21 protein-coding genes and 1 tRNA gene are annotated in these 21,855 nt (G+C 72.1%); 12 read left to right on the top strand and 10 right to left on the bottom strand.

Features of this window, described 5'->3' with window-relative positions:
* Positions 1-23: 23 nt before the first annotated feature.
* Genes ACFQQI_RS07970 through ACFQQI_RS07960 form a run of 3 tightly spaced genes read right to left on the bottom strand, consistent with a single transcriptional unit; the run spans position 24 to position 2,099 of the window.
* Complete coding sequence (locus ACFQQI_RS07970) at positions 24-797, bottom strand: SCO1664 family protein (RefSeq protein WP_378560534.1); 774 nt, start codon at positions 795-797, stop codon at positions 24-26.
* Positions 794-1,372: a DUF3090 domain-containing protein gene (locus tag ACFQQI_RS07965; RefSeq protein ID WP_378560531.1), complete on the bottom strand. Its 579-nt coding sequence runs from the start codon at positions 1,370-1,372 to the stop codon at positions 794-796. Before ACFQQI_RS07965 ends, ACFQQI_RS07970 begins: the two co-directional genes overlap by 4 nt.
* Positions 1,373-1,382: 10 nt before the next feature.
* On the bottom strand, positions 1,383-2,099 hold the full coding sequence (locus ACFQQI_RS07960) for an MSMEG_4193 family putative phosphomutase (RefSeq protein WP_378560528.1): 717 nt from the start codon (positions 2,097-2,099) through the stop codon (positions 1,383-1,385).
* Between the two features lie 32 nt (positions 2,100-2,131).
* Between ACFQQI_RS07960 and corA the strand changes: the two genes are divergently transcribed.
* Positions 2,132-3,103 carry a magnesium/cobalt transporter CorA gene (gene corA / locus ACFQQI_RS07955; RefSeq protein ID WP_378560526.1) on the top strand — a complete coding sequence of 324 codons (972 nt, stop codon included), beginning with the start codon at positions 2,132-2,134 and terminating at the stop codon, positions 3,101-3,103.
* A 94-nt stretch (positions 3,104-3,197) separates the two neighbouring features.
* On the opposite strand, the gene ACFQQI_RS07950 is transcribed toward corA, so the two are convergent.
* Positions 3,198-4,022 carry an undecaprenyl-diphosphate phosphatase gene (locus tag ACFQQI_RS07950; protein ID WP_378560523.1) on the bottom strand — a complete coding sequence of 275 codons (825 nt, stop codon included), beginning with the start codon at positions 4,020-4,022 and terminating at the stop codon, positions 3,198-3,200.
* A gap of 74 nt (positions 4,023-4,096) precedes the next feature.
* Between ACFQQI_RS07950 and ACFQQI_RS07945 the strand changes: the two genes are divergently transcribed.
* Both ACFQQI_RS07945 and ACFQQI_RS07940 read left to right on the top strand, forming a co-directional pair.
* Positions 4,097-5,044 (top strand): aldo/keto reductase, encoded by a 948-nt coding sequence (locus ACFQQI_RS07945; protein WP_378560520.1) that lies wholly within the window; start codon positions 4,097-4,099, stop codon positions 5,042-5,044.
* Between the two features lie 20 nt (positions 5,045-5,064).
* Positions 5,065-5,283: a DUF5703 family protein gene (locus ACFQQI_RS07940; protein ID WP_378560517.1), complete on the top strand. Its 219-nt coding sequence runs from the start codon at positions 5,065-5,067 to the stop codon at positions 5,281-5,283.
* A 6-nt stretch (positions 5,284-5,289) separates the two neighbouring features.
* Here the strand turns inward: ACFQQI_RS07940 and ACFQQI_RS07935 are convergent, their stop codons facing one another.
* Entirely contained in the window at positions 5,290-6,627 is a 1,338-nt protein-coding gene (locus ACFQQI_RS07935; protein WP_378560514.1) for a M20/M25/M40 family metallo-hydrolase, read from the bottom strand.
* A gap of 89 nt (positions 6,628-6,716) precedes the next feature.
* Here ACFQQI_RS07935 and ACFQQI_RS07930 point away from each other — a divergent pair.
* Positions 6,717-6,805 (top strand) — tRNA-Leu (locus ACFQQI_RS07930).
* Between the two features lie 115 nt (positions 6,806-6,920).
* Here the strand turns inward: ACFQQI_RS07930 and ACFQQI_RS07925 are convergent.
* A complete protein-coding gene (locus ACFQQI_RS07925) occupies positions 6,921-7,403 on the bottom strand; it encodes a DUF1269 domain-containing protein (protein ID WP_378560511.1) in 483 nt (160 codons plus the stop codon).
* Positions 7,404-7,496: 93 nt separating this feature from the next.
* A complete protein-coding gene (locus ACFQQI_RS07920) occupies positions 7,497-7,712 on the bottom strand; it encodes a hypothetical protein (protein ID WP_378560508.1) in 216 nt (71 codons plus the stop codon).
* A 252-nt stretch (positions 7,713-7,964) separates the two neighbouring features.
* Here ACFQQI_RS07920 and ACFQQI_RS07915 point away from each other — a divergent pair, with 252 nt between their 5' ends.
* A complete protein-coding gene (locus ACFQQI_RS07915; RefSeq protein WP_378560505.1) occupies positions 7,965-10,703 on the top strand; it encodes a LuxR C-terminal-related transcriptional regulator in 2,739 nt (912 codons plus the stop codon).
* Between the two features lie 27 nt (positions 10,704-10,730).
* On the opposite strand, the gene ACFQQI_RS07910 is transcribed toward ACFQQI_RS07915, so the two are convergent.
* The gene (locus ACFQQI_RS07910; protein WP_378560502.1) at positions 10,731-12,764 is read right to left on the bottom strand and encodes a phage holin family protein; all 2,034 of its coding nucleotides are present in this window, start codon (positions 12,762-12,764) and stop codon (positions 10,731-10,733) included.
* A 229-nt stretch (positions 12,765-12,993) separates the two neighbouring features.
* Here ACFQQI_RS07910 and ACFQQI_RS07905 point away from each other — a divergent pair, with 229 nt between their 5' ends.
* The 3 genes from ACFQQI_RS07905 to ACFQQI_RS07895 all read left to right on the top strand — a co-directional run bounded on the left by ACFQQI_RS07905 (position 12,994) and on the right by ACFQQI_RS07895 (position 16,334).
* Positions 12,994-15,378, top strand: a complete 2,385-nt coding sequence (locus ACFQQI_RS07905) for a lysylphosphatidylglycerol synthase domain-containing protein (protein ID WP_378560499.1) — start codon at positions 12,994-12,996, stop codon at positions 15,376-15,378.
* Positions 15,379-15,489: 111 nt separating this feature from the next.
* Positions 15,490-15,906: a hypothetical protein gene (locus ACFQQI_RS07900; RefSeq protein ID WP_378560496.1), complete on the top strand. Its 417-nt coding sequence runs from the start codon at positions 15,490-15,492 to the stop codon at positions 15,904-15,906.
* Positions 15,907-15,938: 32 nt separating this feature from the next.
* Positions 15,939-16,334 (top strand): SHOCT domain-containing protein, encoded by a 396-nt coding sequence (locus ACFQQI_RS07895; RefSeq protein WP_378560493.1) that lies wholly within the window; start codon positions 15,939-15,941, stop codon positions 16,332-16,334.
* A 61-nt stretch (positions 16,335-16,395) separates the two neighbouring features.
* Here ACFQQI_RS07895 and ACFQQI_RS07890 read toward each other — a convergent pair whose 3' ends face one another.
* Positions 16,396-16,725 (bottom strand): SHOCT domain-containing protein, encoded by a 330-nt coding sequence (locus ACFQQI_RS07890; protein WP_378560491.1) that lies wholly within the window; start codon positions 16,723-16,725, stop codon positions 16,396-16,398.
* A gap of 20 nt (positions 16,726-16,745) precedes the next feature.
* Positions 16,746-17,186, bottom strand: coding sequence for a DUF6325 family protein (locus tag ACFQQI_RS07885; RefSeq protein WP_378560488.1), 441 nt, complete (start codon positions 17,184-17,186; stop codon positions 16,746-16,748).
* A gap of 155 nt (positions 17,187-17,341) precedes the next feature.
* Between ACFQQI_RS07885 and ACFQQI_RS07880 the strand changes: the two genes are divergently transcribed.
* From ACFQQI_RS07880 to ACFQQI_RS07865, 4 genes are read left to right on the top strand one after another with little or no spacing between them, the layout of a single operon-like run.
* Entirely contained in the window at positions 17,342-20,068 is a 2,727-nt protein-coding gene (locus ACFQQI_RS07880) for a cation-translocating P-type ATPase (protein WP_378560485.1), read from the top strand.
* Positions 20,065-20,829, top strand: coding sequence for a hypothetical protein (locus ACFQQI_RS07875; RefSeq protein ID WP_378560482.1), 765 nt, complete (start codon positions 20,065-20,067; stop codon positions 20,827-20,829). Before ACFQQI_RS07880 ends, ACFQQI_RS07875 begins: the two co-directional genes overlap by 4 nt.
* A 2-nt stretch (positions 20,830-20,831) precedes the next feature.
* Positions 20,832-21,320: a DUF1269 domain-containing protein gene (locus ACFQQI_RS07870; protein ID WP_378560479.1), complete on the top strand. Its 489-nt coding sequence runs from the start codon at positions 20,832-20,834 to the stop codon at positions 21,318-21,320.
* The gene (locus tag ACFQQI_RS07865) at positions 21,313-21,813 is read left to right on the top strand and encodes a hypothetical protein (RefSeq protein ID WP_378560476.1); all 501 of its coding nucleotides are present in this window, start codon (positions 21,313-21,315) and stop codon (positions 21,811-21,813) included. Before ACFQQI_RS07870 ends, ACFQQI_RS07865 begins: the two co-directional genes overlap by 8 nt.
* Positions 21,814-21,855 lie beyond the last annotated feature (42 nt).

Genomic DNA, 21,855 nt, shown 5'->3' with positions numbered 1-21,855 from the left:
GCGGGAAGCGTAGCGAGTGGCGGTCAGAAGGGCGGCCACGGGATCGCCGGCCACTCCCCGTGCGGCACCGGCAGCACCGCCCGGTCGGCGAGGTCGAGGCAGCGCCGCACCAGCGCGTCGATCTCGCGGTCGGTCAGGTGGTCGGCGAGCTGGTCGCCGAGTGGCCCGCACGCCGCTGCGCGGACCCGCTCCACGCAGGTCAGCTCCTCGTCGGTGAGCGGCTCGTCGAGCCATCCCCAGAGCACGGTCCGGAGCTTGTCCTCGGTGTGGAAGGTGACGCCGTGGTCGACGCCGTACCGGTGCCCGTCGGCCATCTCGAGCACGTGCCCGCCCTTGCGGTCGGCGTTGTTCGCGAGGATGTCGTAGACGGCCATCCGGCGCAGCGCCGTGCTGTCCTCGTGGACCAGCGAGACCGGCTGGTCCTCGGCGTCGATGCCGTCGAAGACGTGCCGCCAGCCCTCCGGGACCTCGCCCTCGCGCACCAGCGTGACCGCGACCTGCTCCGGGTCGGGCTCCTGCCAGCGCTGCACCATCCCGCGGCCGTGCGGACCGTCGCGCAGCCAGGTCTCGGGCACGACGTTCCAGCCGGTCGCCTCCGAGAGCAGGTACGCCGCGCGCTCCCGGTCGGCGAGCGTGCCCTCGGGGAAGTCCCAGAGCGGCCGCTCCCCCGCGATCGGCTTGTAGACGACCCTGGTGCCCGCGATGTCCCCGAGGAAGGTGGCGTTGGAGGCCGGCATGATCCGGCCGTGGAGCGTGAGCTCGCCCTCGAGGAGCTCCGCGACGGGCTCGGCCGTCACGGGTCTCGCCGTCGGAAACCGTTCGCCCGCACGCACAGGTGACCGTCGGGGTCGATCGGGTTGCCGCAGAACGGGCAGTCCGGTCGTCCGGCCCCGAGCACCTGCTCCGCCCGCTTCACGAACGCGCGGGCGGTGCCGGCCGGGATCCGGACCAGGAACACCTCGTCCGGCTCGGGCTCCTCGAAGTCCTCGTCGAGCTGGTCGGGCGTGACGACGGCCGCCTCCGTGTAGGGGAAGACCTCGATCACGACCCGCTCGGCCTCGGGGTCCCAGGACAGCGTCATCGTGCCGGCGCGGAACTCCTCCTCGATCGGCTGGTCCAGCGGCTCGGTGTCGTCGAGCCCCAGCGGTGCCATCGCGGGGACGACCGCGTCGCCCGGTGAGCTGGCCAGCACCTCGTCGAGCAGCTCGTCGATGCGCTCCGCGAGCGCCTGCACCTGCTGCTTCTCGAGGGCCACGCTCACCAGCCGGGCACCGTCCTTCGCCTGGAGGAAGAACGTGCGCTGTCCGGGCGGGCCGACGGTGCCGGCCACGAAGCGCTCGGGCGGGTCGAAACCGTGGACGAGGGGTGCCATGGCAGCCACCCTAGGCGGTAGCGGAAGGGCCGGCCCCGCCACCGACGACGGCGTCGTGGGACCGCCGCTCCCGGCCGCCCTTCTTCTTCGGCGGGGCCAGCCAGCCGAGGTCGCCGGAGTGCGTGTTCGTCGCGAGCACGTACGGGCGGCTGGACGTGTAGCGGATGATCGACACCGACGCCGGGTCGACGTGCAGCCGCTGGAAGAGGTCGAGGTGCATGCCGAGCGCGTCGGCGAGGATCGACTTCACGAGGTCGCCGTGGCTGACCGCGACCCACACCGCGCCCGGGCCGTGCTCGGCCTCGACGAGGGCGTCGCGACGGCGTACGGCGGCCACCGCGCGGGCCTGCATCGCCGTCATCGCCTCGCCGCCCGGGAACGTCACGGCCGACGGCTGGGTCTGCACGGTCGACCACAGCTTCTCCTTCGCGAGCTCCTTGATGGGGCGTCCCTGCCACTCGCCGTAGTCGCACTCGATGAGCCCGCGGTCCGACACCAGGCGCAGCCCCTTCGGCTGCGCGGCCACGACGGCCTTCGCGGTCTGCCGGCAGCGCTCGAGAGGGCTCGTCACGGCCGCGACGAGCGGCAGCACGGAGAGTCGCTCGGCGGTCCGCTGGGCCTGCGTGGTCCCGACGTCGTCGAGCAGCACGCCCGGCAGCCGGCCGGCGAGAGTGCCCGCCGCGTTGGCCGTCGTGCGCCCGTGGCGGACCAGGATCACCGTTGCCATGTCGGCGACTGTAGTGGGACTACGGTGGCCCCGTGATCGTCGACTGCGCCCTCTACCGGGCCGGGTCCCGCGTCGACCTGGGCGGCGGGTGCCGCGAGCTGCGCGAGCGCGCGACCGAGCCCGGGGACTTCGTCTGGGTCGGGCTGCACCAGCCGACGGAGGCCGAGCTCGCCGACGTGGCGCAGGTGTTCGGGCTGCACCCGCTGGCCATCGAGGACGCCGTGAAGGCGCACCAGCGGCCGAAGCTGGAGCGGTACGACGAGATGATGTTCCTGGTGCTCAAGACGCTCTGGTACGTCGACGAGGACGACGCCGTCGAGACCGGCGAGATCGCGATGTTCGTCGGCGGCGACTTCGTCGTCTCCGTCCGGCACGGCAAGGGCAACGAGCTGCACTCGGCCCGCGAGAAGCTCGAGTCGACCGACCGCGTGCTCGGCCACGGCCCCGGCGGCGTCGTGTACGCCGTGATGGACCGGGTCGTCGACGGCTACCTCGACGTGGTCGACGAGCTGGTCGTCGACGTCGACGAGATCGAGACGTCGGTCTTCTCCGCCGACCGCACCAACGACTCCGCCCGGATCTACGTGCTCAAGCGCGAGCTGGCGGAGGTCCGCCGCGCGGTGCTGCCGCTGCGCGAGCCCGTCGCCCGGATGGCGAGCGGCGCCGTGCCCGCCGTACCGGAGAAGGCGACGCCGTTCTTCCGCGACGTCGCCGACCACCTGGCCCGCGCCGCCGAGACGGTGGACTCGCTCGACTCGCTGCTGTCGACGGCGTTCGACGCCCACCTCGCCCAGATCTCGGTGCAGCAGAACAACGACATGCGCAAGATCTCGGCGTGGGTCGGCCTGATCGCTCCCCCGACCCTCATAGCGGGGGTCTACGGCATGAACTTCGAGCACATGCCCGAGCTCGGCTGGGACTTCGGCTACCCGTTCGCGCTGCTGCTGATGTGCGGGATCTCCGGGCTGCTGTGGGTGCTGTTCAAGCGATCCGGCTGGCTCTGACCTCACCGCGACCTTCGGGATAGTCCGTCACGTTCTGGCCGCCCGGAGTGCCGGAACGGCGACCAGAACGTGACGGACTATCGCGATGGTGACCTCAGGCGGCGATGACGCCGGCCGCGACCAGGGTGAGCGTGCCCGCGCCGAGCACGATCCGGTAGATGACGAACGGCGTGAACGAGTGCGTCGAGATGAACCGGAGCAACCACGCGATCGCGGCGTACCCGACGACGAACGCGGCGATGGTCGCGACGATCGTCGGGCCCCAGCCGTAGAGGTTGTCGCCGTGCGGGATCTCCTGGAGCTCGAAGAGGCCCGCGCCGATGACGGCCGGGATCGCGAGCAGGAAGGCGTAGCGGGTCGCGGTCTCGCGCTCGTAGCCCAGGAAGCGGCCCATCGACAGCGTGGCGCCCGAGCGGGAGACGCCGGGGACCAGCGCGAGCGCCTGGGCGCAGCCCATCAGGATCGCGTCGCGCAGCGTGAGCTGCTTGAGCGTCTTGGTGGTGCCGCCGACGTGGTCGGCGATGCCGAGGACGATGCCCAGCACGATCAGCATCGTGCCGATCACCCAGAGGTTGCGGAAGTCCTCCTCGATGGTGTCCTTGAGCAGGATGCCGAGGACCACGATGGGCGTGGAGCCGAGGATGATGAACCAGCCCATCCGGGCGTCGAGCTGGCCGCGGTACTCCGGGCGGACGAGCGACTTCAGCCAGGTGGAGGCGATCCGCCAGATGTCGCGCCAGAAGTAGATGAGCACGGCGAGCTCGGTGCCGATCTGCACGACGGCGGTGAACGCGGCGCCCGGGTCGCCCCAGCCGAAGACCTCCGGGAAGATCCGCAGGTGCGCGCTGCTGGAGATCGGGAGGAACTCGGTCAGTCCCTGGATGATCCCGAGGACGACGGCCTGGAGGTAGTCCACCACGTCGCGGAATCCTACGGGCGACCGTCTGGCGTGCCGACGACGACCCGCATGCGTACGCCGACTACCTTGTCGCCATGCAGCAGCGGCGTGTCGGCTCGACCGGCCTGACGGTGTCCCGGATCGGCCTCGGCACGATGACGTGGGGTCGGGACACCGACGAGCACGAGGCCAGGGACCAGCTGATCGCGTTCGCGGAGGCCGGCGGGACGCTGGTCGACACCGCGGCCGGGTACGGCAACGGCGCCTCGGAGGAGCTGATCGGCTCGCTGATCGGCGACGTGGTCGCCCGCGACGAGGTCGTGCTGGCGACCAAGGCCGGGATCAGCGCCCGGCACGGCGGTCGGACCTACGACACCTCCCGCGGCCACCTGCTGACCACCCTCGACGCCTCGCTGCGCCGGCTCGGCGTCGAGCACGTCGACCTCTGGCAGGTGCACATCTGGTCCGACGACGCACCGCTCGAGGAGACCCTCGCGGCGCTCGACCACGCGGTGGCGACGGGGCGCGCGTCGTACGTCGGCGTCTCCAACTACGCAGGCTGGCAGACCGCCCAGGCGGCGACGTGGCAGCGCGCGGTGCCGGGCCGGACGCTGCTGGCGAGCACCCAGGTCGAGTACTCCCTGCTCAACCGCGGGATCGAGCAGGAGGTCCTCCCGGCCGCGGACGCGTGCGGCCTCGGGGTGCTGGCCTGGTCGCCGCTGGGGCGCGGGGTGCTGACCGGCAAGTACCGCACCGGCACGCCGTCGGACTCGCGCGCCGCCACCAGCCACTTCTCGAACTTCGTCAACCCCTACCTCGACGAGCGCGGGGCCGGCATCGTCGAGGCGGTCGCCCGCGCCGCCGACGGCCTGGGCTGGTCCGCCCTCGAGGTGGCGCTCGCCTGGGTGCGCGACCGGCCGGGGGTGACCGCCCCTATCGTGGGTGCCCGGACCGCCGCCCAGCTCCGTGGCGCACTTGGGGTAGATGAGCTGCAACTCCCGACCGAGATCGCCATCGCGCTGGATGATGTGTCCAGCGACTGACTCCTGACTGGGGGAACTGCATGAGCCGTGTGCTTCGCCGACCACCTGCCCGTGGGGTGGAGTGGGAGTTCGACAAGGTGTCGTTCTCGCGGGAGTACTCCCGCAACGTCGTCACCAAGCTGCTCGTCGACCGGGCCGAGCACGGCGGCTGGGAGCTCGACCGGGTGCGGATCACCGCCGACGGCACCCGCCGGGTCGTGCTGCGCCGCAAGATCATCCGGGCGGTGCGGACCGCCTGACGGTCCTCAGACCTCGTCGAGGAAGCGGTCGAAGACCCGCGCGCCGAAGGTCAGCGCATCGACCGGCACCCGCTCGTCGATCCCGTGGAAGAGCGCGGTGAAGTCGAGGTCGGCGGGCAGCCGCAGCGGCGCGAACCCGTAGGAGCGCATGCCGAGCTTGCGGAAGTGCTTGGCGTCGGTGCCACCGCTCATCAGGTACGGCGCGACGACCGCGCCCTCGTCCTCGGCCAGGAGGGACCGCGTCATCGCGTCGACGAGCTCGCCGTCGTACGGCGTCTCCCAGGGCGGCTGGTTGCTCACGTAGTCGATGTCGATACCGTCGCCGACGAGCTCGGCGATCGTCGCGAAGAACTCGTCCTCGAAGCCGGGCAGGAAGCGGCCGTCGACGTGCGCGGTGGCCTCCTGCGGGATGACGTTGACCTTGTAGCCGGCGTCGAGCATCGTCGGGTTGGCGGTGTTGCGGATGACCGCGCCGAGCATGCGGGCGGCGCCGCCGAACTCCTCGACCAGCGCCTCGGCGTTCTCGGGGGTGGCCTCGGTGCCGGCGATCTCGCCGATGGCCGCGAGGAGGGTCTGCATGGCCGGGGTGAGCCGGACCGGCCACTGGTGCCCCCCGATCCGGGCGACCGCCGTGGTCAGGGCGGTCACGGCGTTGTCGCGGTTGATCATCGAGCCGTGGCCGGCGCGACCGCGCGCGGTCAGGCGCATCCACGCCATGCCCTTCTCGGCGGCCTCGATGAGGTAGACCCGGCGGCCGCGGACGGTGACGCTGAAGCCGCCGACCTCGCCGACCGCCTCGGTGCAGCCCTCGAGCTCGTCGGTGTGCTCCTCGACCAGCACCTGGGCGCCGAGGTGGCCGCCCGCCTCCTCGTCGGCGGTGAAGCACAGGGTGATCGGCCGCTCCGGCACCCGACCGGTCCGCTGCCGGTCGCGGACGACGGAGAGCAGGATCGCGTCGAAGTCCTTCATGTCGACCGCGCCGCGACCCCACAGGTAGCCGTCCTGGATCTCGCCGGAGAACGGGTCCACCTGCCAGTCCTCGGCAGCGGCGGGTACGACGTCCAGGTGGCCGTGCAGCAGCAGCCCGCCCCGGTCGCTCGCGGAGCCGCCCCACTGCGCGACGACGGACGCCCGCCCCGGCTCGGACTCGTAGATGCGTGCCTCGATCCCGACCTCGTCGAGGAGGGTGGCGACGTGCTCGGCGGCCTTCCGCTCCCCCGGGCCGTCGGCCGTGCTCCCGTAGTTCGTGGTGTCGATCCGGATCAGGTCTCGGCACAGCTCGACGACCTCGGCGGTGGGGTCGGAGGCGCCCTCGGCGGCAGGGCTGACGGGTCCGTCGGTCATGCTCCCAGCATGTCACCGCGGAGGCCGAACTCCACCCCGGTGCCGATGCGGAACTTCGGCCGGGCCTTTGCTACTGTTCCACCGCACTCGTCCGGGTGGCGGAATTGGCAGACGCGCTAGCTTGAGGTGCTAGTGCCCGTATTAGGGCGTGGGGGTTCAAGTCCCCCCTCGGACACCATCGCCAGGCCCCACTCCCGCATCGTCGGGGGTGGGGCTGAGCTCTTTCCGGGACCGGTGCGCGGCGGCTCACCTGAACCGGGTGATGCCCCGGCCCGGCCGTCCAGCCGACGGGCTCAGTCGGCGAACACTGCGCGCAGCGCCGACTCCTGGTCGGTCGACAGACGGGTGCGGATCAGCGCGGCGCCGGTGCCTGCGAGCGCCGCCTCGACGCGGTCGAGCTCCACGTCGCCGGCGAGCACGAAGATCGCGGAGGTGCCGGGGGTCACGCTCGTCCGCACCGCATCGACGAACTCGGCGTCGATCCCGACGTCGGTCAGCGCCCCGCTCGAGGCTCCTCCGGCGCCGCCGGCCGTCAGCTCGAGGAGCGGCACGAAGAACAGCATCCCGAACAGCAGGCCCCAGAACGCGCCGCCCATCGCTCCCCCGCACCGGATGCTCGCGAGCTGGCGGGTGGAGGGCTTCCTCTCGTCCGCCGGCCAGTAGAGCGCCGCAGCGTCGTGGACCCTGATCAGCTCCTCGGACTGCAGCGTCTTCAGCTTGAACTCCGCGTCCTCGGCGCCTGCGACGGTGGCGAACTCCCAGACGGTCAGGCTCACCATCGCTCCTCCTCGCCGGGTCGGCCGACAGCTCGACGCTAGGAACGCCGTGGCGCAGCGTCGTCACCCGGGACGGGGGAGGCCGGCCGACAACTAGCCGTCGTTCGCGGGCGGCAGCAGCCGGCGTACCTCGAGGATCTCGACGCCGAGCATGTCGAGGTGGCTCAGGACGCCGGCGAGGGCGGCCTGGTCCTCCAGGTGACCGCGGAGCGTCGTCTGCTCCGGAGCGGCGTCCGCGCTCAGGCTCGGGAAGGTGTCGGTCAGGTCCTGTGAGACCCGGCCCCTGACCCGGATGAGGTACTCCCCCATCGCTCCACCTCGCTCGTGCGGCTGCCATCCCACGATGGGGCCCGCCGCATGGTTCGGCATCACCCGATCGGGGCGACGGCGTGGCCAGATGTGCAACCCCTCGCCGTAGGTGCAGGATGGTGGTGCTGCACCATCCGGTGGGGTCGGTCGGGAGGCCGGGGAGAGACCGTCATGGCCAGTGTCAGGAGGACGTCGACCGCCGATCGGCGCGCCCTGCTGAGCAGTGCACCTGCGTCGCCACGCAGGCTGGTCGTGCGCGCTCGACTCACGGAGCTGCTCGACGGCGCTCCGGAGACCGCGCTCACGATGATCGTGGCACCGGCCGGCCTGGGCAAGACCTCCCTGGTGGCCGGCTGGGTGGCGGCGCGGCATGCCGCCGACACGGACTTCGACGCCCAGTGGGTGCCCGTGCGTGAGCACGAGATCCTGATCGCCGGGATCCTCTCTGGGGCGGGTGTCCCCCAGAGCGCCGTCGCCCGGGTCGTCCTGGAGCGCGACGAGGCATCCGCGCACGCCGACGCGATCGAGCTCCTGCGCGAGACCGATGCGCTCGAGACGCCACGGGTGGTGATCGTCGACGACGCCCATCAGCTGCCCCCCTCGTCGGTGCGGTTCCTCGCGCGCGCCATCGCCCTCGTGCCCGAGCGGCTCCGCCTGGTGCTGCTCACCCGTCGCGACCTGGCCCTCCCGCTGATCCCGCTGGAGCTCAGCGGTCAGCTCACGGTCATCCGGGCGGGGCAGCTCCGCTTCCGCGACGACGAGGCCCGGGAGCTCGTCAGCTCCCACGCGCCGGCCGCCACCGACGACGACGTACACCAGCTGCAGGAGCGCACCCAGGGCTGGGCGGCGGCCCTCATCCTGGGCGCCCGAGCGGTCGACGCCGCTGACGACAAGTCGACCATGCACATGCTGCTGCGGATGACCGACCTCCCCGTGCTCGACTACCTGCTGAGCGAGTCGCTGGACGGCCTGGCCGCGCAGACTCGCCAGCTGCTCCTCGCCACGTGCGACGAGGACGAGGTGACGGTCGAGGCGGCCATCGCGCTCTCCGGTCTCGAGGACGCACCCGTCCGGCTCGCCGGCCTCGCGCGCGACGGGCTCCTCGTCACGGCGTACCCCGATGCGCGCCACGGCATCGTCTGGCAGTACCACCCGCTCCTCATCGAGCTGCTGCGACGGCGGGCGACGTCCTGGGCGACGGACGACGGTACGGCCAGCGCCGCCCATGTGCGCGGCGTCCGGTACGCCCGGGCCGTGGGCGATGACCCGGGTGCGATCCGGCACGCGATCCTCAGTGAGGACCCGGACCTCCTCGCCCTCGAGCTCCTCGAGCTCGGACCCGACCTGCTCGTCTCCGGGGACGGTGCCGCACTGGAGCGCGGACTCACGCACCTGTCGCCCCGGAGCACCGGCTTCCCCGAGCTCCTCGGTGTCGCGGCGCTGAGCCGTCGTGCCCTGGGTGACGTGGGCGGCGCGCTGCAGCTCACCATCGAGGCATCCACCCGCCAGGCAGCCAGGCGAAGCACCTCGCACGTCGGTGCCCTGCTCGAGGCCGACCTGGTCCTGCTCGACCTGTGGCGTGCGCGGTTCGGGTGGTTCGACCACGAGGCAGCGGTCACCCGGGCGCGAGCGACTCTCGGGGAGGCCGGGGGCGACCCGGGCGGGGACGGCATCGTCCGTGAGCTCCCGCTGACCCGCGTCTGCCTGGTGCGGCTGGAGCTCGCCGCCGTGGAGGCGTGGTCCGGCGAGCTGCACGCCGCATCGACCCACGTCGAGGCGGCACTGCTCGACGCCTCGTCGCTCGGTGCCGACCAGCTGACGATCGCCGCGCTGAGCCTCCGGGCACTCGTGGACGTCTGCATCGGCGAGGTCCAGTCCGCGGTGCTCGCGGCCGACCGCTGCCTCGAGCTCGCCGAGCTCAACGGCATCGACGAGGACACGTCGACCGTCCGGGCACGGCTGGCCCGAGCCTGGGCGGCGTTCCACATGCTCGACAGCGAAGTGGCGGCCCGAGAGCTGGATCGGGTCCGAGCAGCGTCGGTGTCGGTGCTGGATCCCATGGTCAGCCTGATGGCGTCGGTCCTGCGCGCCCACCTGCTCGCTGACGCCGGAAGGCCGGAAGAGGCCGAGCGTGCCCTTCCCGCTGCGGCGCCGGCGCCGGCGATCCGCAGCCGCTTCGGCCTGCAGATGGTCGCCGCGACCCGCGCCCGCCTCGCCATCGACGCCGGCGAGGAGATCCCCGTGGCGACGTACGTCGCGCAGCTGCGGGAACTGGGCTACGACGTGCTGGCCCGCGCGTTCGAGGCCCTCGGCACGGCCGCGGCCGGCAGGGCGAAGGAGGCGATCGCGCTTCTGGACCCGAATCTGGGTGCGCAGGACGCCGACCTGGTCGAGCGGGCCTGGACGGCCGTCCTCCGCCTCGCCCTCCTCCTGGAGCATGGGCGGACCCAGGACGCGCGCGAGGCGCTGCCGCACGTGCTGACGACGGTCGCGTCGCAACGCCTCCTGCGCGTCCTCGCCGAAGCGGCCGGAGCCGACGGCCGGTTCGTGGAGCTGCTGTACGACGAGGTCCAGCGCCCCGCCGCGCACCCGTTCGCCGCCGAGGCGCTGGCAGCGGTCAGCCGCTACCGTCGGCCGGTCAGGGCGCACGAGCGGGCGCCCGTGCCGAGCCCGCCCGCCGACGTGGACGTCCCGACGCCGAGGGAGACCGGGACGCCGGCGGTCCAGCCGATCGCGGCCGACACGAGAGAGCCACTGGTCGTCCCGCTGACTCCTCGCGAGACCGAGGTGCTGCTCCAGCTCTCGCTCGGCGGCTCGTACGGCGACATCGCGCGGGCCCTCCTCGTGACCGAGAACACCGTCAAGAGCCACGTCGGCTCGATCTACCGCAAGCTCGGGGTCGAGCGCCGGGCCGACGCGCTGCGGACCGCGCGGGAGCTCGGGCTCATCCACACGCCGACGGCCGGACCCGACCGCGCGGCGGATCGGTGACCGCGGTCGCAGACCCGGACGTGGCCCTCACCCGGGGCTCGCCTCCACCTCCCGGGTGCCGAGGTCGGTCCGGTGCCCCAGCTGCTCGAGCATGCCGACCAGCACCCGGTGGAGCATGTCTGCTCCGACGATCGCCGGTGCGTCGGGCAGCAGCTCGACGGGCGCGAGCAGCATGCCGTGGTCCTGCCAGCCGCCGAGGCCTCCGTGCGCACCGACCAGGTCCTCGAACGCCGCGATCTCCTGGGTGCTCGGATCCATCGCACTGTTGACGTAGATGTCGGGTGCCTCCGACAGGAGGGTGGCACGGGCGATCGCCGCCGCGGCGTACTCCCCGAACGGCGCGAGCGGGTCGATCCCGTCGACGGCGCCGTCGGAGAGCCGCCGCCGGCCGCCAGCACCCAGAACGACCGGGCCGTCGCGCCGGCTCAGCACCGACAGGAAGCCGATGCCGGGGTGCGCGGCCAGGCCGGCCAGGAGACGCGGGTGGCGCTCCTCGAGGTCCTCGAGGTGCAGCCGGGTGGGCTGGCGCAGGTACACCAGGCCGAGGTTGCCCGAGCCGAGCACCACAGGCCCGCCGCCGTCGTCGCCGTGGTCGGCCGTCACCGGGCCGGTGTGTCGGCGCAACCGGTCGCCGGTGCGCCCGAGCGGGCTACGGGAGCCGGGCGCCCCCGAGGACAGGTCGTCGACGATGGACTCGGCGCGCCCCCAGCTCTCGACGTTCGTCTCCAGCGAGGTGACGGACTCCTCCATGTGCTGGGCGCAGAGGCCCGCGAGGTCGATCCCGTACCGCGAGGCGAACGGCTGCCCCATGGACTGCCCGTGGTCCGAGAGCACCACCAGGTGATAGCGACGCGGTGCGGCCTGCGCCACGTCCGACAGCACGGCGAGCACCGTGTCGAGTCCCTCGAGCGCCGCCAGCGACTCGATCCGCGACCCACCCGCGTGGTGGGCGACCTCGTCGTAGTCCACGTAGTCGACATAGATCGCCCGGGTGCCGCGCATCAGCTCGTCGGCGACGATGGCGGTGTTGAGGTCGCGCAGCAGCCCGTTGCTGACGGCTCGCAGCGCGGCGAAGGTCCAGTTGCGGTGCACCCGGGGCTGTACGTCGCGCAGGCGCTGGCGCCGCGCCTGGAACCGTTCGCGCCAGACCTCCGCCACGGTGCGCGCCAGGCTGCGCGCGAAGCCGTCGGGGCGGACCAGGAACCATCCGAACGCCCGACGGGTCTCCGTCGATCCCCGGCTGAGCGCCGTCCTGCTCATGGTCATCGAGCTCCGCGGGGCGTCGCCCGTGAAGAGGTTCGAGACCGAGATCCCGTCGTCGGCGAGCAGGCCGCGCCCGTCGCTGGCCCGCTCCTCGATGATCGCGGCGTCGGCCGGTCGGTTGGCGACGAGGACCCGGCCGAGCTCGCGGTCGTACCACCGGAACGCGGGCACGCGGTCGCAGGTGCCGTGCAGGATGCCCAGCTGGCTCGCGGGTGTGGTGCACGGGATCTGGACGGTCCAGCCGTGCAGACGGTGCGAGTCCTCGTCCACCCAGCCGCGCAGCGTGGGCATCGTTCCCGACGCCAGCGCCCACTGCATGACCGGCTGGGCGACGCCGTCCAGCTGGATGAACACGACGCCGTCGGTGTCGGGGTCGGACACCGGCGGGTGCCGCTTCCCGGTACGCCGCAGCGCGGCGGCGAAGCTCTCCGGAGTGTGGGCGACCAGGAGCCACGACAGGATCGTGCCGACCACGGCTGCGATCCACGCGGCGGCGACGGTCGACCAGAACGAGGTGGCGTCGATGTCCGGGACGATCACCAGCGCGACGTACATGACGGCGGCCTGGCCCACGACTGCGAGCGCGCCCAGCGCGAGCCAGCCGATGCGCGCACCCACCTCGACCAGCACCGGCCGGACCAGGACACCGACGATCCCCGTCGTGGCCGCGGCGACGAAGAGCGGCCACGCGCTGTCGGCATGGAGCCCGGGGAGCAGCCGCACCGCGACAGCCAGCGCGGCGGTCGACACCAGCCACGACACGGCCATGCGGGCCAGGTCGGCGAACCTGAACGTCACGCCGTCCAGCATCGCCACCCAGCGGTCCGGTCTTCCTCACCCGCGACGGGTGAGGAGCGCCGGAAGACCGCGTCCCGAGGGCGCGCGACCGCAGGCTCACCTGCAAAGGGTGAAGCCCCGGACCGAGCGGTCCCGGCACGCTCCGGGGAGGCAGGAAGGCGGTTGATGGGTCGCGGATCATGACGGACTTGCGCACGCACGTGCCCCCACTCGCGGCAGCGGCGGCGTGATGACCACGCCCGTCGCCGTCACCACGACCCCGGGCGGTCGCCGCCGGATGTCGTCGGGGTTCTTCGTCGCGGACACGGACGCCCGGTCTCGGCGCCCGATCGACGTCGCCCTCGTCGTCGTCGGCGTGCTGGTCGCGCTCGGATGCGCGCGGGCGGCGGCGCACCGCGGTGTCCTCGACGGCGCGGTACGCGGCGTCGCGGACGACCTGCCGCGCTGGGCGACCGCGCTGTTCGACGCGGCGTACGCGCTGGGTGCGGCCTACGCCATCGGTGTGCTCGTCGCCGTCGTCGTGACCGTGCCGCGACGCGGCCGGCTGCCGCTGGCCGTGGTGGTGGCGACCGCGGCAGCCGTCGGGGGCGCGTTCGTCGCCTCCTACCTCGCCGGCGCCGGACTCCCCGAGCTCGACCCCGGACCGGTCCGCAGCGGGTCACCGCAAGGCTTCCCGACGCTCCGGGTCGCCGTGGTGACGGCGGTGCTGATGGTCCTGCGGCCGTTCGTGGTGGTCACCCTGCGGCGCTTCCACGTCGCCGTGGTCGGGGCGCAGTGCATCGGCGCCTGGGCGATCGGGATCGCCGGCCCGACCGACGTCCTGGGGGCGCTCGCGATCGGCATCGCCGGCGCCGGGCTGGCGCTGGTGCTGGTCGGCTCCCCCGCCGGCCACCCCAACCGCAGCCAGGTGGCGGCCAGCCTCGCCCAGCTCGGCATCGAGGTCACGGGGCTGCGCTTTGCGCCGACCCAGCCCTGGGGCGCCCGGATCCTGTACGCCGAGGCGCCCGACGGCACGCCGCTGCTGGTCAAGGTCTACGGGCGCGATGCGACGGACGCCCGACTCGCGGCCCGGTGGTGGCGCACGCTGCTCTACCGCGACCAGTCCGCTCCCGGGGCGACCCGCCTGCAGCTGGTCGAGCACGAGGCGCTGATGTCGCTGCTCGCCGATCGCGCCGGCGTACGCGTGGACGCGCTGGTCGCGTCCGCCGAGGTCTCCGGCGACGCCGTGCTCGTGCTCGGGGCACCGGCTCCGTCCCTGGCCGTCGACGCCGCGGGCATCGACGACGTCACGCTGCGGACGGTCTGGGTCGCCGTCGGCACCCTGCACGCGGCGGGGCTGGCGCACGGCGAGCTGACGCTCGAGCACATCGCCGTGGTGGACGGGCAGCCGGTGCTGTCGGAGTTCGGGTCGGGAGTGGTCGCGGCAGTCGACGCGCAGCGAGCTCAGGACGTCGCCGTGCTCCTGGCCAGCCAGGCCACGCGGGTCGGTGCGGAGCGGGCCGTCGACGCGGCGCTCGCCGGCATCGGGACCGACGCGGTCGCGGCCGCCCAGCCCTACCTGCAACGGGCGGCGATGCCGCGGTCGTTGCCGGGCCAGGCCCTCAAGTCCACCCTGCCGGCGATCAGCGCGGCCATCACCGAACGCACCGGCACCCCGCCCCCCGAGCCCGCCGAGATCGTCCGGATCCGCTGGCGGGACATCCTGCAGACCGGGATCATCCTCTTCGCGGCGTACGCCCTGCTGTCGACGCTGATCGAGCTCGACTGGCAGACGGTCTGGGACACGTGGCGCAACGCCGACTGGGCCTGGGTCGCGATCGGGCTCGTCGTCGTGCAGGCCACGTCCGTCGCGGACGCGGGCACCGCGATGACGACCGTGCGCACCCGCCTGCCGCTGTTCCCGCTCGTGCAGCTGCAGTACGCCATCAAGACGGTCGGGCTCGCGATCTCCGCCACCCTCGGTCGCGTCGCGCTCTACACGGCCTTCCTGCGTCGTTTCGGCGAGGGCCCCTCCGTCGCGGTCACCGCCACTGCCCTCGACTCCCTCGCCGCAGCGGTGGCCAACGTGCTGGTCGTGGTCGTCGCCCTGCTCCTGGCATCGAACCGGCCGGACGTCGACCTCTCGGGCCCGGGGAACCTCGACCGCATCATCGCGCTGCTCGTCGTGGCCATGGTCCTGTCCGCGATCGTCGTGGCCGTGGTGCCGAGACTGCGCCGGCACCTCGTGACCGCGCTGCGCAGCCTGCGGACGTCGCTGCGGGTCGTCACCGAAAGCCCGGTCCGCGCGCTCGGCCTCTTCGGCACCAACCTCGCGTCACTGATGATCACGGCCGTCGGGATGACCTGCATGGTCGAGGGGCTGCAGCCATCCCTGTCCTACCCGACCTGCCTGTTCGTGACCGCCGCCGCGGCGCTCTTCGCCAGCGTCATCCCGGTCCCGGGCAACGTCGGCGTCGGCGAGGCCGCCATCGCCGCCGGCCTGGTCGCCGTCGGCGTCCCCAGCGGTCCGGCGTTCGCCATCGCCGTCACCCAGCGGCTGGCCACGTCGTACCTCCCGCCCATCTACGGCGTCTGGGCCCTGCGCTGGCTGCGCAGGGAGGACTACATCGACTGACCCCGCGGCGGCCGATCGAGCGGCTCGCCCCGCAACCACCCCGCGCCGGGTGGTGCGACGCCACCCATCGCGATCCGACCATTCAGCCACCGGCCAGCCAGGAGGCACACCATGAGCACGGAGCAGAAGTACGACGACTACTCGGCTCGTGGCATGGTCCTCGACTTCGGGGCGACCCTCGCGGGGATCCTCCTGATCATCACCTCGGGCATGAACATCCTGCAGGGCCTCTCGGCGATCTCGAACGACGAGCTGTACGCGGCCGGCAGCGAGTACCTCTACAAGCTCGACATGACCGTCTGGGGCACGATCCACCTGGTGCTCGGCATCATCGGTGTCGCCTGCGGCATCGGCATCGTCGCGCGCGTGGGCTGGGCCCTCGTCGGCGGCATGCTCTACGCCGGCGTCGCGATCCTGACCAACTTCGCGTTCATCCCCCACTACCCGCTGTGGTCGATCGTGATCATCGCGTTCAACGGCTTCGTCATCTGGGTCCTGAGCTCCCAGGTGCGGAGCCTCGACTACTGACGCAGCGACGCTGCGCAACGCAGGAGGTTCATATGGTCACCGTCCTGGAGTACACCCCCGGGGACGTCTTCCTCAGCATGTTGTGGTTCTTCCTCTTCTTCATCTGGATCTGGCTGCTGATCACCGTGTTCTCGGACATCTTCCGCAGCGACGACCTGGGTGGCTGGGGCAAGGCGCTCTGGACGGTCTTCGTGATCGTGCTGCCCTACCTCGGGGTCTTCGTCTACCTGATCGCGCGCGGCAAGAAGATGGGTGAGCACGCGGTCCGGGACGCGCAGCGCCGCGACCAGCAGATGCGGGACTACGTCCAGAGCGTCTCCGGCACGTCGTCAGGTGCCAGCGAGATCGAGCGGCTGGCGCAGCTCCGTTCGAGCGGCGCGCTGACCGAGGAGGAGTTCCAGCAGGCCAAGGCCAAGGTGCTCGCCTGACGCATCGGCGCACGGAACGGCCCCCTCGCTCAGCGAGGGGGCCGTTCGACGTGCTCGGCAGCTACCCGCCGAGCAGCTTCGCCTTCTGCGCATCGAACTCCGCGTCGGTCAGGATGCCCTGGTCGCGCAGCGCTCCGAGCTTCTGGAGCTGCTCGATCAGGTCGTCGGAGTCCGCTGCCTGCGGAGCCGCGGCGGGGGGCGGTGCGGCGTACACCGGCTGCTGGTACTGCTGCTGCTGGTACTGCTGCTGCTGGTACTGCTGATCCTGGTAGGCCTGTGCGTCCGCCTGCGCCTGCCACCGTCCGGCCTGGCGTCGCGACACCCGGTTCGAGACCGCGGTCGCGGTGCCGGCGACGACCGCCGTGCGGGCCATTCCTCCGATGAGTCCCATGTCAGTCCTTCCCTTTCCTGTCAGGCGTTCGCCGACTCGAGCGCGTCAAGCGCGGCGACCACGTCGTCGGCCGGGATCCGACCGCTCGCGATGACCTCGGCACCCGCCTCCCGCATGGCGGTGACGAACGGCCCCGCCCACGTGTTCTCGTAGACGAGCAGCGCGACGGCGTTGCCGGGCTCGACGAGTGACGCACTCTCGGCGAGGTCGTCGTCGTCGATCAGGCCCGACCGGACGCCCTCGAAGACCGCGAGGTCGAGCTCACCGTCCCCGTCCATGTCGGCCAGCGCGAGAGCGGAGACGCTCCCGTCCGTCCCGACCATGGCGACCACCAGGTCCAGGATCCGGATGATCCCGCGGTCGGTCAGGTCGATCAGGGCCGCCAGGCCGCGGCCCTGGAGCTTCGCGCCGGGGAGCTCCACGGCGAGATAGTCGATGGGTCCTACGTCGAGCTGGGTCATCGGGGAGCCTCCTCGGGCGAGTCCGTCGTCGTTGGCCTCACGCTCACACGCAGGTGGGTGGTTCGACCCCACCCCGGCAGGGGTGAGGCCCAACCACCCGCGCCGTCACGACGATCGGCACGAGGCAAGCCCGCGCCTCGCGAGCGGAGGGACACATGAGCGACGGCATCCGGCTCGCGTCGGCACCGCAGGACGCAGACCCCGTCTCGTCCCCTGCGGAGGTGGTGGCAGCCGGCCTGCAGGTCGAGCCCGGACGGGGGCTCTCCGCGGACGAGGCGCGGGCACGTCTCACGACGTACGGCCCCAACGCCCTGGCGGGCGGTGCGAAGGAGCCCGGCTGGCGCGCGTTCCTGCGGCAGTACGAGGACTTCATGCAGCTCGTGCTCCTGGGCGCCGCCGTCGTCAACCAGCTGGTCACCGGCGACGCGGGCACCACCGTCGTGCTCGCGGGCCTGACCGTCTTCAACGCCGTCATCGGCCTGCGCCAGGAGGCGAAGGCGGAGGAGAGCGTCGCGGCGCTGTCGCAGATGATGAAGACGATCGCGCGGGTACGCCGCGACGGCCGCGCCGTCGAGATCGACGCCTCGGAGCTGGTGCCGGGCGACGTGGTGCTGGTCGAGGCCGGCAACCTGGTCCCAGCCGACGGGCGCATCCTGCTGGCCGCGACCCTCGAGATCGAGGAGGCCGCGCTCACCGGCGAGAGCCTGCCGGTCGGGAAGACCGCAGACCCGGTCGAGGGCACCGACGTACCGCTCGGCGACCGGATCTGCATGGCGTACATGAACACCTCCGTCACCCGGGGCCGCGGCGAGATGGTCGTGACCGCGACCGGTATGGACACCGAGATCGGCCACATCGCCGACATGCTGGCCCACACGGAGACCAGCAAGACGCCGCTGCAGAAGCAGCTGGACGCGCTGTCGAAGATCATCGCCAGCATCGCGGGCGTCGCCCTGGTGGTGGTCGTGCTGCTGGGGCTGGCCCAGGGGCAGTCGTTCGACACGCTCTTCATCACGGGCGTCGCGCTCGCCGTCGCGGCGATCCCCACCGGCCTCCCGGCGGTCGTCACCGCGCTGCTGTCGATGGGCACCCGTGAGATCGCCCGCCGCAACGCGATCGTCAAGCGGCTGCCTGCCGTCGAGACACTCGGGTCGACCTCGGCGATCTGCTCCGACAAGACCGGCACGCTGACGCTCAACAAGATGACGGCGCGCCAGCTCGTGATCCCGGGACGCAACCGCTACACCGTCACCGGCGAGGGATACAGCACGGTCGGCGAGATCAGCCATGTCGGCGGCGAGCGGCACGACCTCGACCCCTACCTGCTCCCGATGGTGCTGTGCGCCGACGCTGTGCTCGACGGCGAGAGCCTCATCGGCGACCCCACCGAGGGCGCCCTCATCGTGCTCGGCGCGAAGGGCGGCCTGAACATCGCCGAGACCCGCGCTGCGCTCCCCCGGGTCGCCGAGGTGCCCTTCGACTCGGACTACAAGTTCATGGCGACGTTCCACGAGATGACCGGCGACGACGGCCGACCGGTGGTGCGCTGCTACGTCAAGGGTGCGCCCGACGTGCTCATCTCGCGCTCGACGAAGATCCGGCACCCCGACGGGACGATCGTGCCGATCACCGAGGACAACAGGCACCTGGCGCTCGAGGCGAACGACGCCATCGCGAACGCCGGCGAACGGGTCATGATCGTGGCCCAGCGCGACTTCGAGCCCGGCACGGTCCAGCCCGGCGACGACCTCGTGGACTCGGTGCAGGAGCTGACGCTCCTCGCGATGGTGGGCATCGTCGACCCGCCCCGCCCCGAGGCGAGGGCCGCGATCGCGGAGTGCAAGGAGGCCGGTATCCGGGTCCGGATGATCACCGGTGACCACGCGACGACGGCCGCTGCCATCGCCGGTGAGCTCGGCATCGAGGGCCGCGCCGTCACCGGTACGGCGTTCGCTGCGATGAGCGACGAGCAGCTCCTCGACGAGATCGACGAGATCGGCGTCGTGGCCCGGGTCGCACCCGAGGACAAGGTCCGTCTGGTCCGACTGCTCAAGGAGAAGGACAACGTCGTCGCGATGACCGGCGACGGGGTCAACGACGCCCCGGCCCTCAAGAACGCCGACATCGGCGTCGCCATGGGCATCACCGGCACCGAGGTCTCCAAGGAGGCCGCGGTGATGATCCTGACCGACGACAACTTCGCCACGATCGTCGGAGCCGTCTCCTACGGGCGCACGCTCTACGACAACCTGCTGAAGTACCTGCGGTTCCAGATGTCCACCCTGGTGGCCTACATCGCGATCTTCATCGGGGCGGGCATCCTCGGCATCGCCGACGGCGCGCCGCTCAACCCGCTCCAGATCCTGTGGCTCAACATGGTCGTCGACATCCCGCTCGCGATCGCGCTCGGGTTCGACCAGCCGGCGCGCGGCCTGATGTCCCGCCCACCCCGGCCGGTCGGAGCTCCGGTGCTCTCGCGCGCCAACTGGATCCGGCTGTGCGCCCAGGGCGCGGTGATGACGATCGGGGCACTCGCGGCGTACCAGATCGGCGATGAGCAGGGCGACGCCGTCCTCGCCGCGACCATGCTGCTGACGACGCTGTCGCTCTTCCACCTCGCCGCGGCCCTGCTCTGCCGCGACCAGACGAACACGATCTTCGACCGCGACGCCGTCCCGGGAGTCCTCCAGCTGCGTCGGTACGGCGTGGCGCTGCTGGCGATCGTCGCGATCACGGGACTCGAGTTCCTCCAGCGCATCTTCGGCACCACGGGCCTCGACCTCGGCCAGTGGGCCACCTGCATCGGCCTGGCCGCCTCGCTCGTCGTGGTCGAGGAGGCCATCAAGGTATTCGTGCGCCGGTCAACGAAGGAGACGGCATGACCACAGTCCCGATGTACGACGCCGAGATGCTCGGCGACCTGCTCACCGTGCTCCCGGACGTCGACGCCGTCGAGCTGAAGCTGACCGTCTCGGAGGAGAACCGACCCGGGGTGCTCCAGCGACTCGCGATCGATCCGCTCGACGCGGTGGTCCGGCAGGTGGCGTTCGTGGACACTCCCGACCTGCAGCTGTCCGCGGCCGGCCTCGTGGTGCGCTTCCGTCGGACCCAGCGCAAGCCGGGCGACGCGACCGTGAAGCTGCGCCCCATGCTGCCGGGTGACGTGCCCGAGGGCCTGCGCGGTCTCCCCGGGTTCAAGGTCGAGCTGGATGCCTCTCCGGCCGGCTATGTGTGCTCCTGCTCGCTGACCGCCGAGGTGCCGGACAAGCGGGTCCGCGGCGTCTACTCCGGCGCCATGGAGGTGACGGATGCGCTGACGGTCGACCAGCGGGCCCTGCTCGGGGAGCGGCTGCCTGCGGGACTGGCATTCGAGGACCTCCGGGTCCTCGGCCCGGTCTCGCTGCTCAAGGCGAAGTTCGCGCACAAGGAGTACCCCCGGCGGATGGTCGCCGAGCTGTGGTTCATGCCCGACGGCTCCCGGCTGCTGGAGCTCTCGACGAAGTGCAGCCCCGCCGAGGCGTTCCAGGCCGCCGCGGAGACGAAGGTCTTCCTGGCCGGCAAGGGCGTCGACCTCGGCGCGCCGCAGGAGGCGAAGACCCGCACCACCCTCGCCGCGCTCGCGGCCCTGATCGAGAAGGAGTAGGCATGACGACGTTCACTGTCTGGAAGTTCGACGCGCCGGACGGCGCACACGAGGCGGAGGAGGCACTGAAGGCGGCCGCGGGTGAGGGTCTCGTCAAGATCGTCGACCACGCCGTGGTCAGCTGGCCGGAGGGCGCCGACAAGCCGACCCTGCGTCACGAGCACGACAACCCCAAGCGCGGCGCCGCCTGGGGTGCGCTCTGGGGGATCCTCGGTGGGGCCCTGTTCGCCATCCCGATCGCGGGGTTGGCCGTCGGCGCCGGGATCGGCGCTCTCGCCAAGGCCACAGACGGCACCGGCATCACGAAGGGCGACATGGAGCGGATCCGCTCCGAGGTCACGCCCGGCACCTCGGCGCTCTTCCTCGTCACCGAGGGAGCCGACCTCGACCGGCTGGGCGAGAGGTTCCACGGCCGCGACAGCAAGCTGATCTCCACCAACCTCACTCCGGCCGAGCGCGAGACGCTGCTGGAGACGTTCGGCAGTGGCTGAGGGGCAGGCTGCCCGCCGTGACGTCCTCGGCCTGGTGCAAGGCGGCGAAGGTGCGATCACGGGAACCGTCGTCTGCGCCGCCGCCATCGCCGCCACCGCTGGTCACCTCCACACGATCGGGCAGCTGAGCCTCGCCATCCTCGGCACCGTCGCGGTCTACTGGATCGCCCACCTGCACGCCGTGACGATCGGCAGCTCGCTGACGCACCGGCACCACCCGGTCGCCGCGGTGCAGCACGCCTTCCGCGAGACCCTCCCGATCGCCGGCGCGTCCGTCGTACCGCTGGGGGTGCTGCTCCTCGCCTTCGTGCTCGGTGCCGAGCTCCGTACCGCCGCCTGGATCGCGCTGTTCGCGACCATCGCGCTGCTGACGCTGTACAGCTACCTCGCGGGCGCACGCGGCGGCCTCGACACCGGGGGGCGGATCGCGAGTGCCGCGGCCGGTGCCCTGGTCGGCGTGCTCGTCGTGCTGCTCAAGGCGGGACTGCACTGACGAACCGGGGCGTCACCCGCTCCGGGGTGGTCTCGGGCCACC

The organism is Nocardioides sp. GCM10030259, from assembly GCF_042666375.1.
GTDB lineage: Bacteria > Actinomycetota > Actinomycetes > Propionibacteriales > Nocardioidaceae > Nocardioides.
The sequence above is the reverse complement of the archived record's forward strand: the minus strand, read 5'-3'. Positions and strand labels throughout refer to the sequence as shown.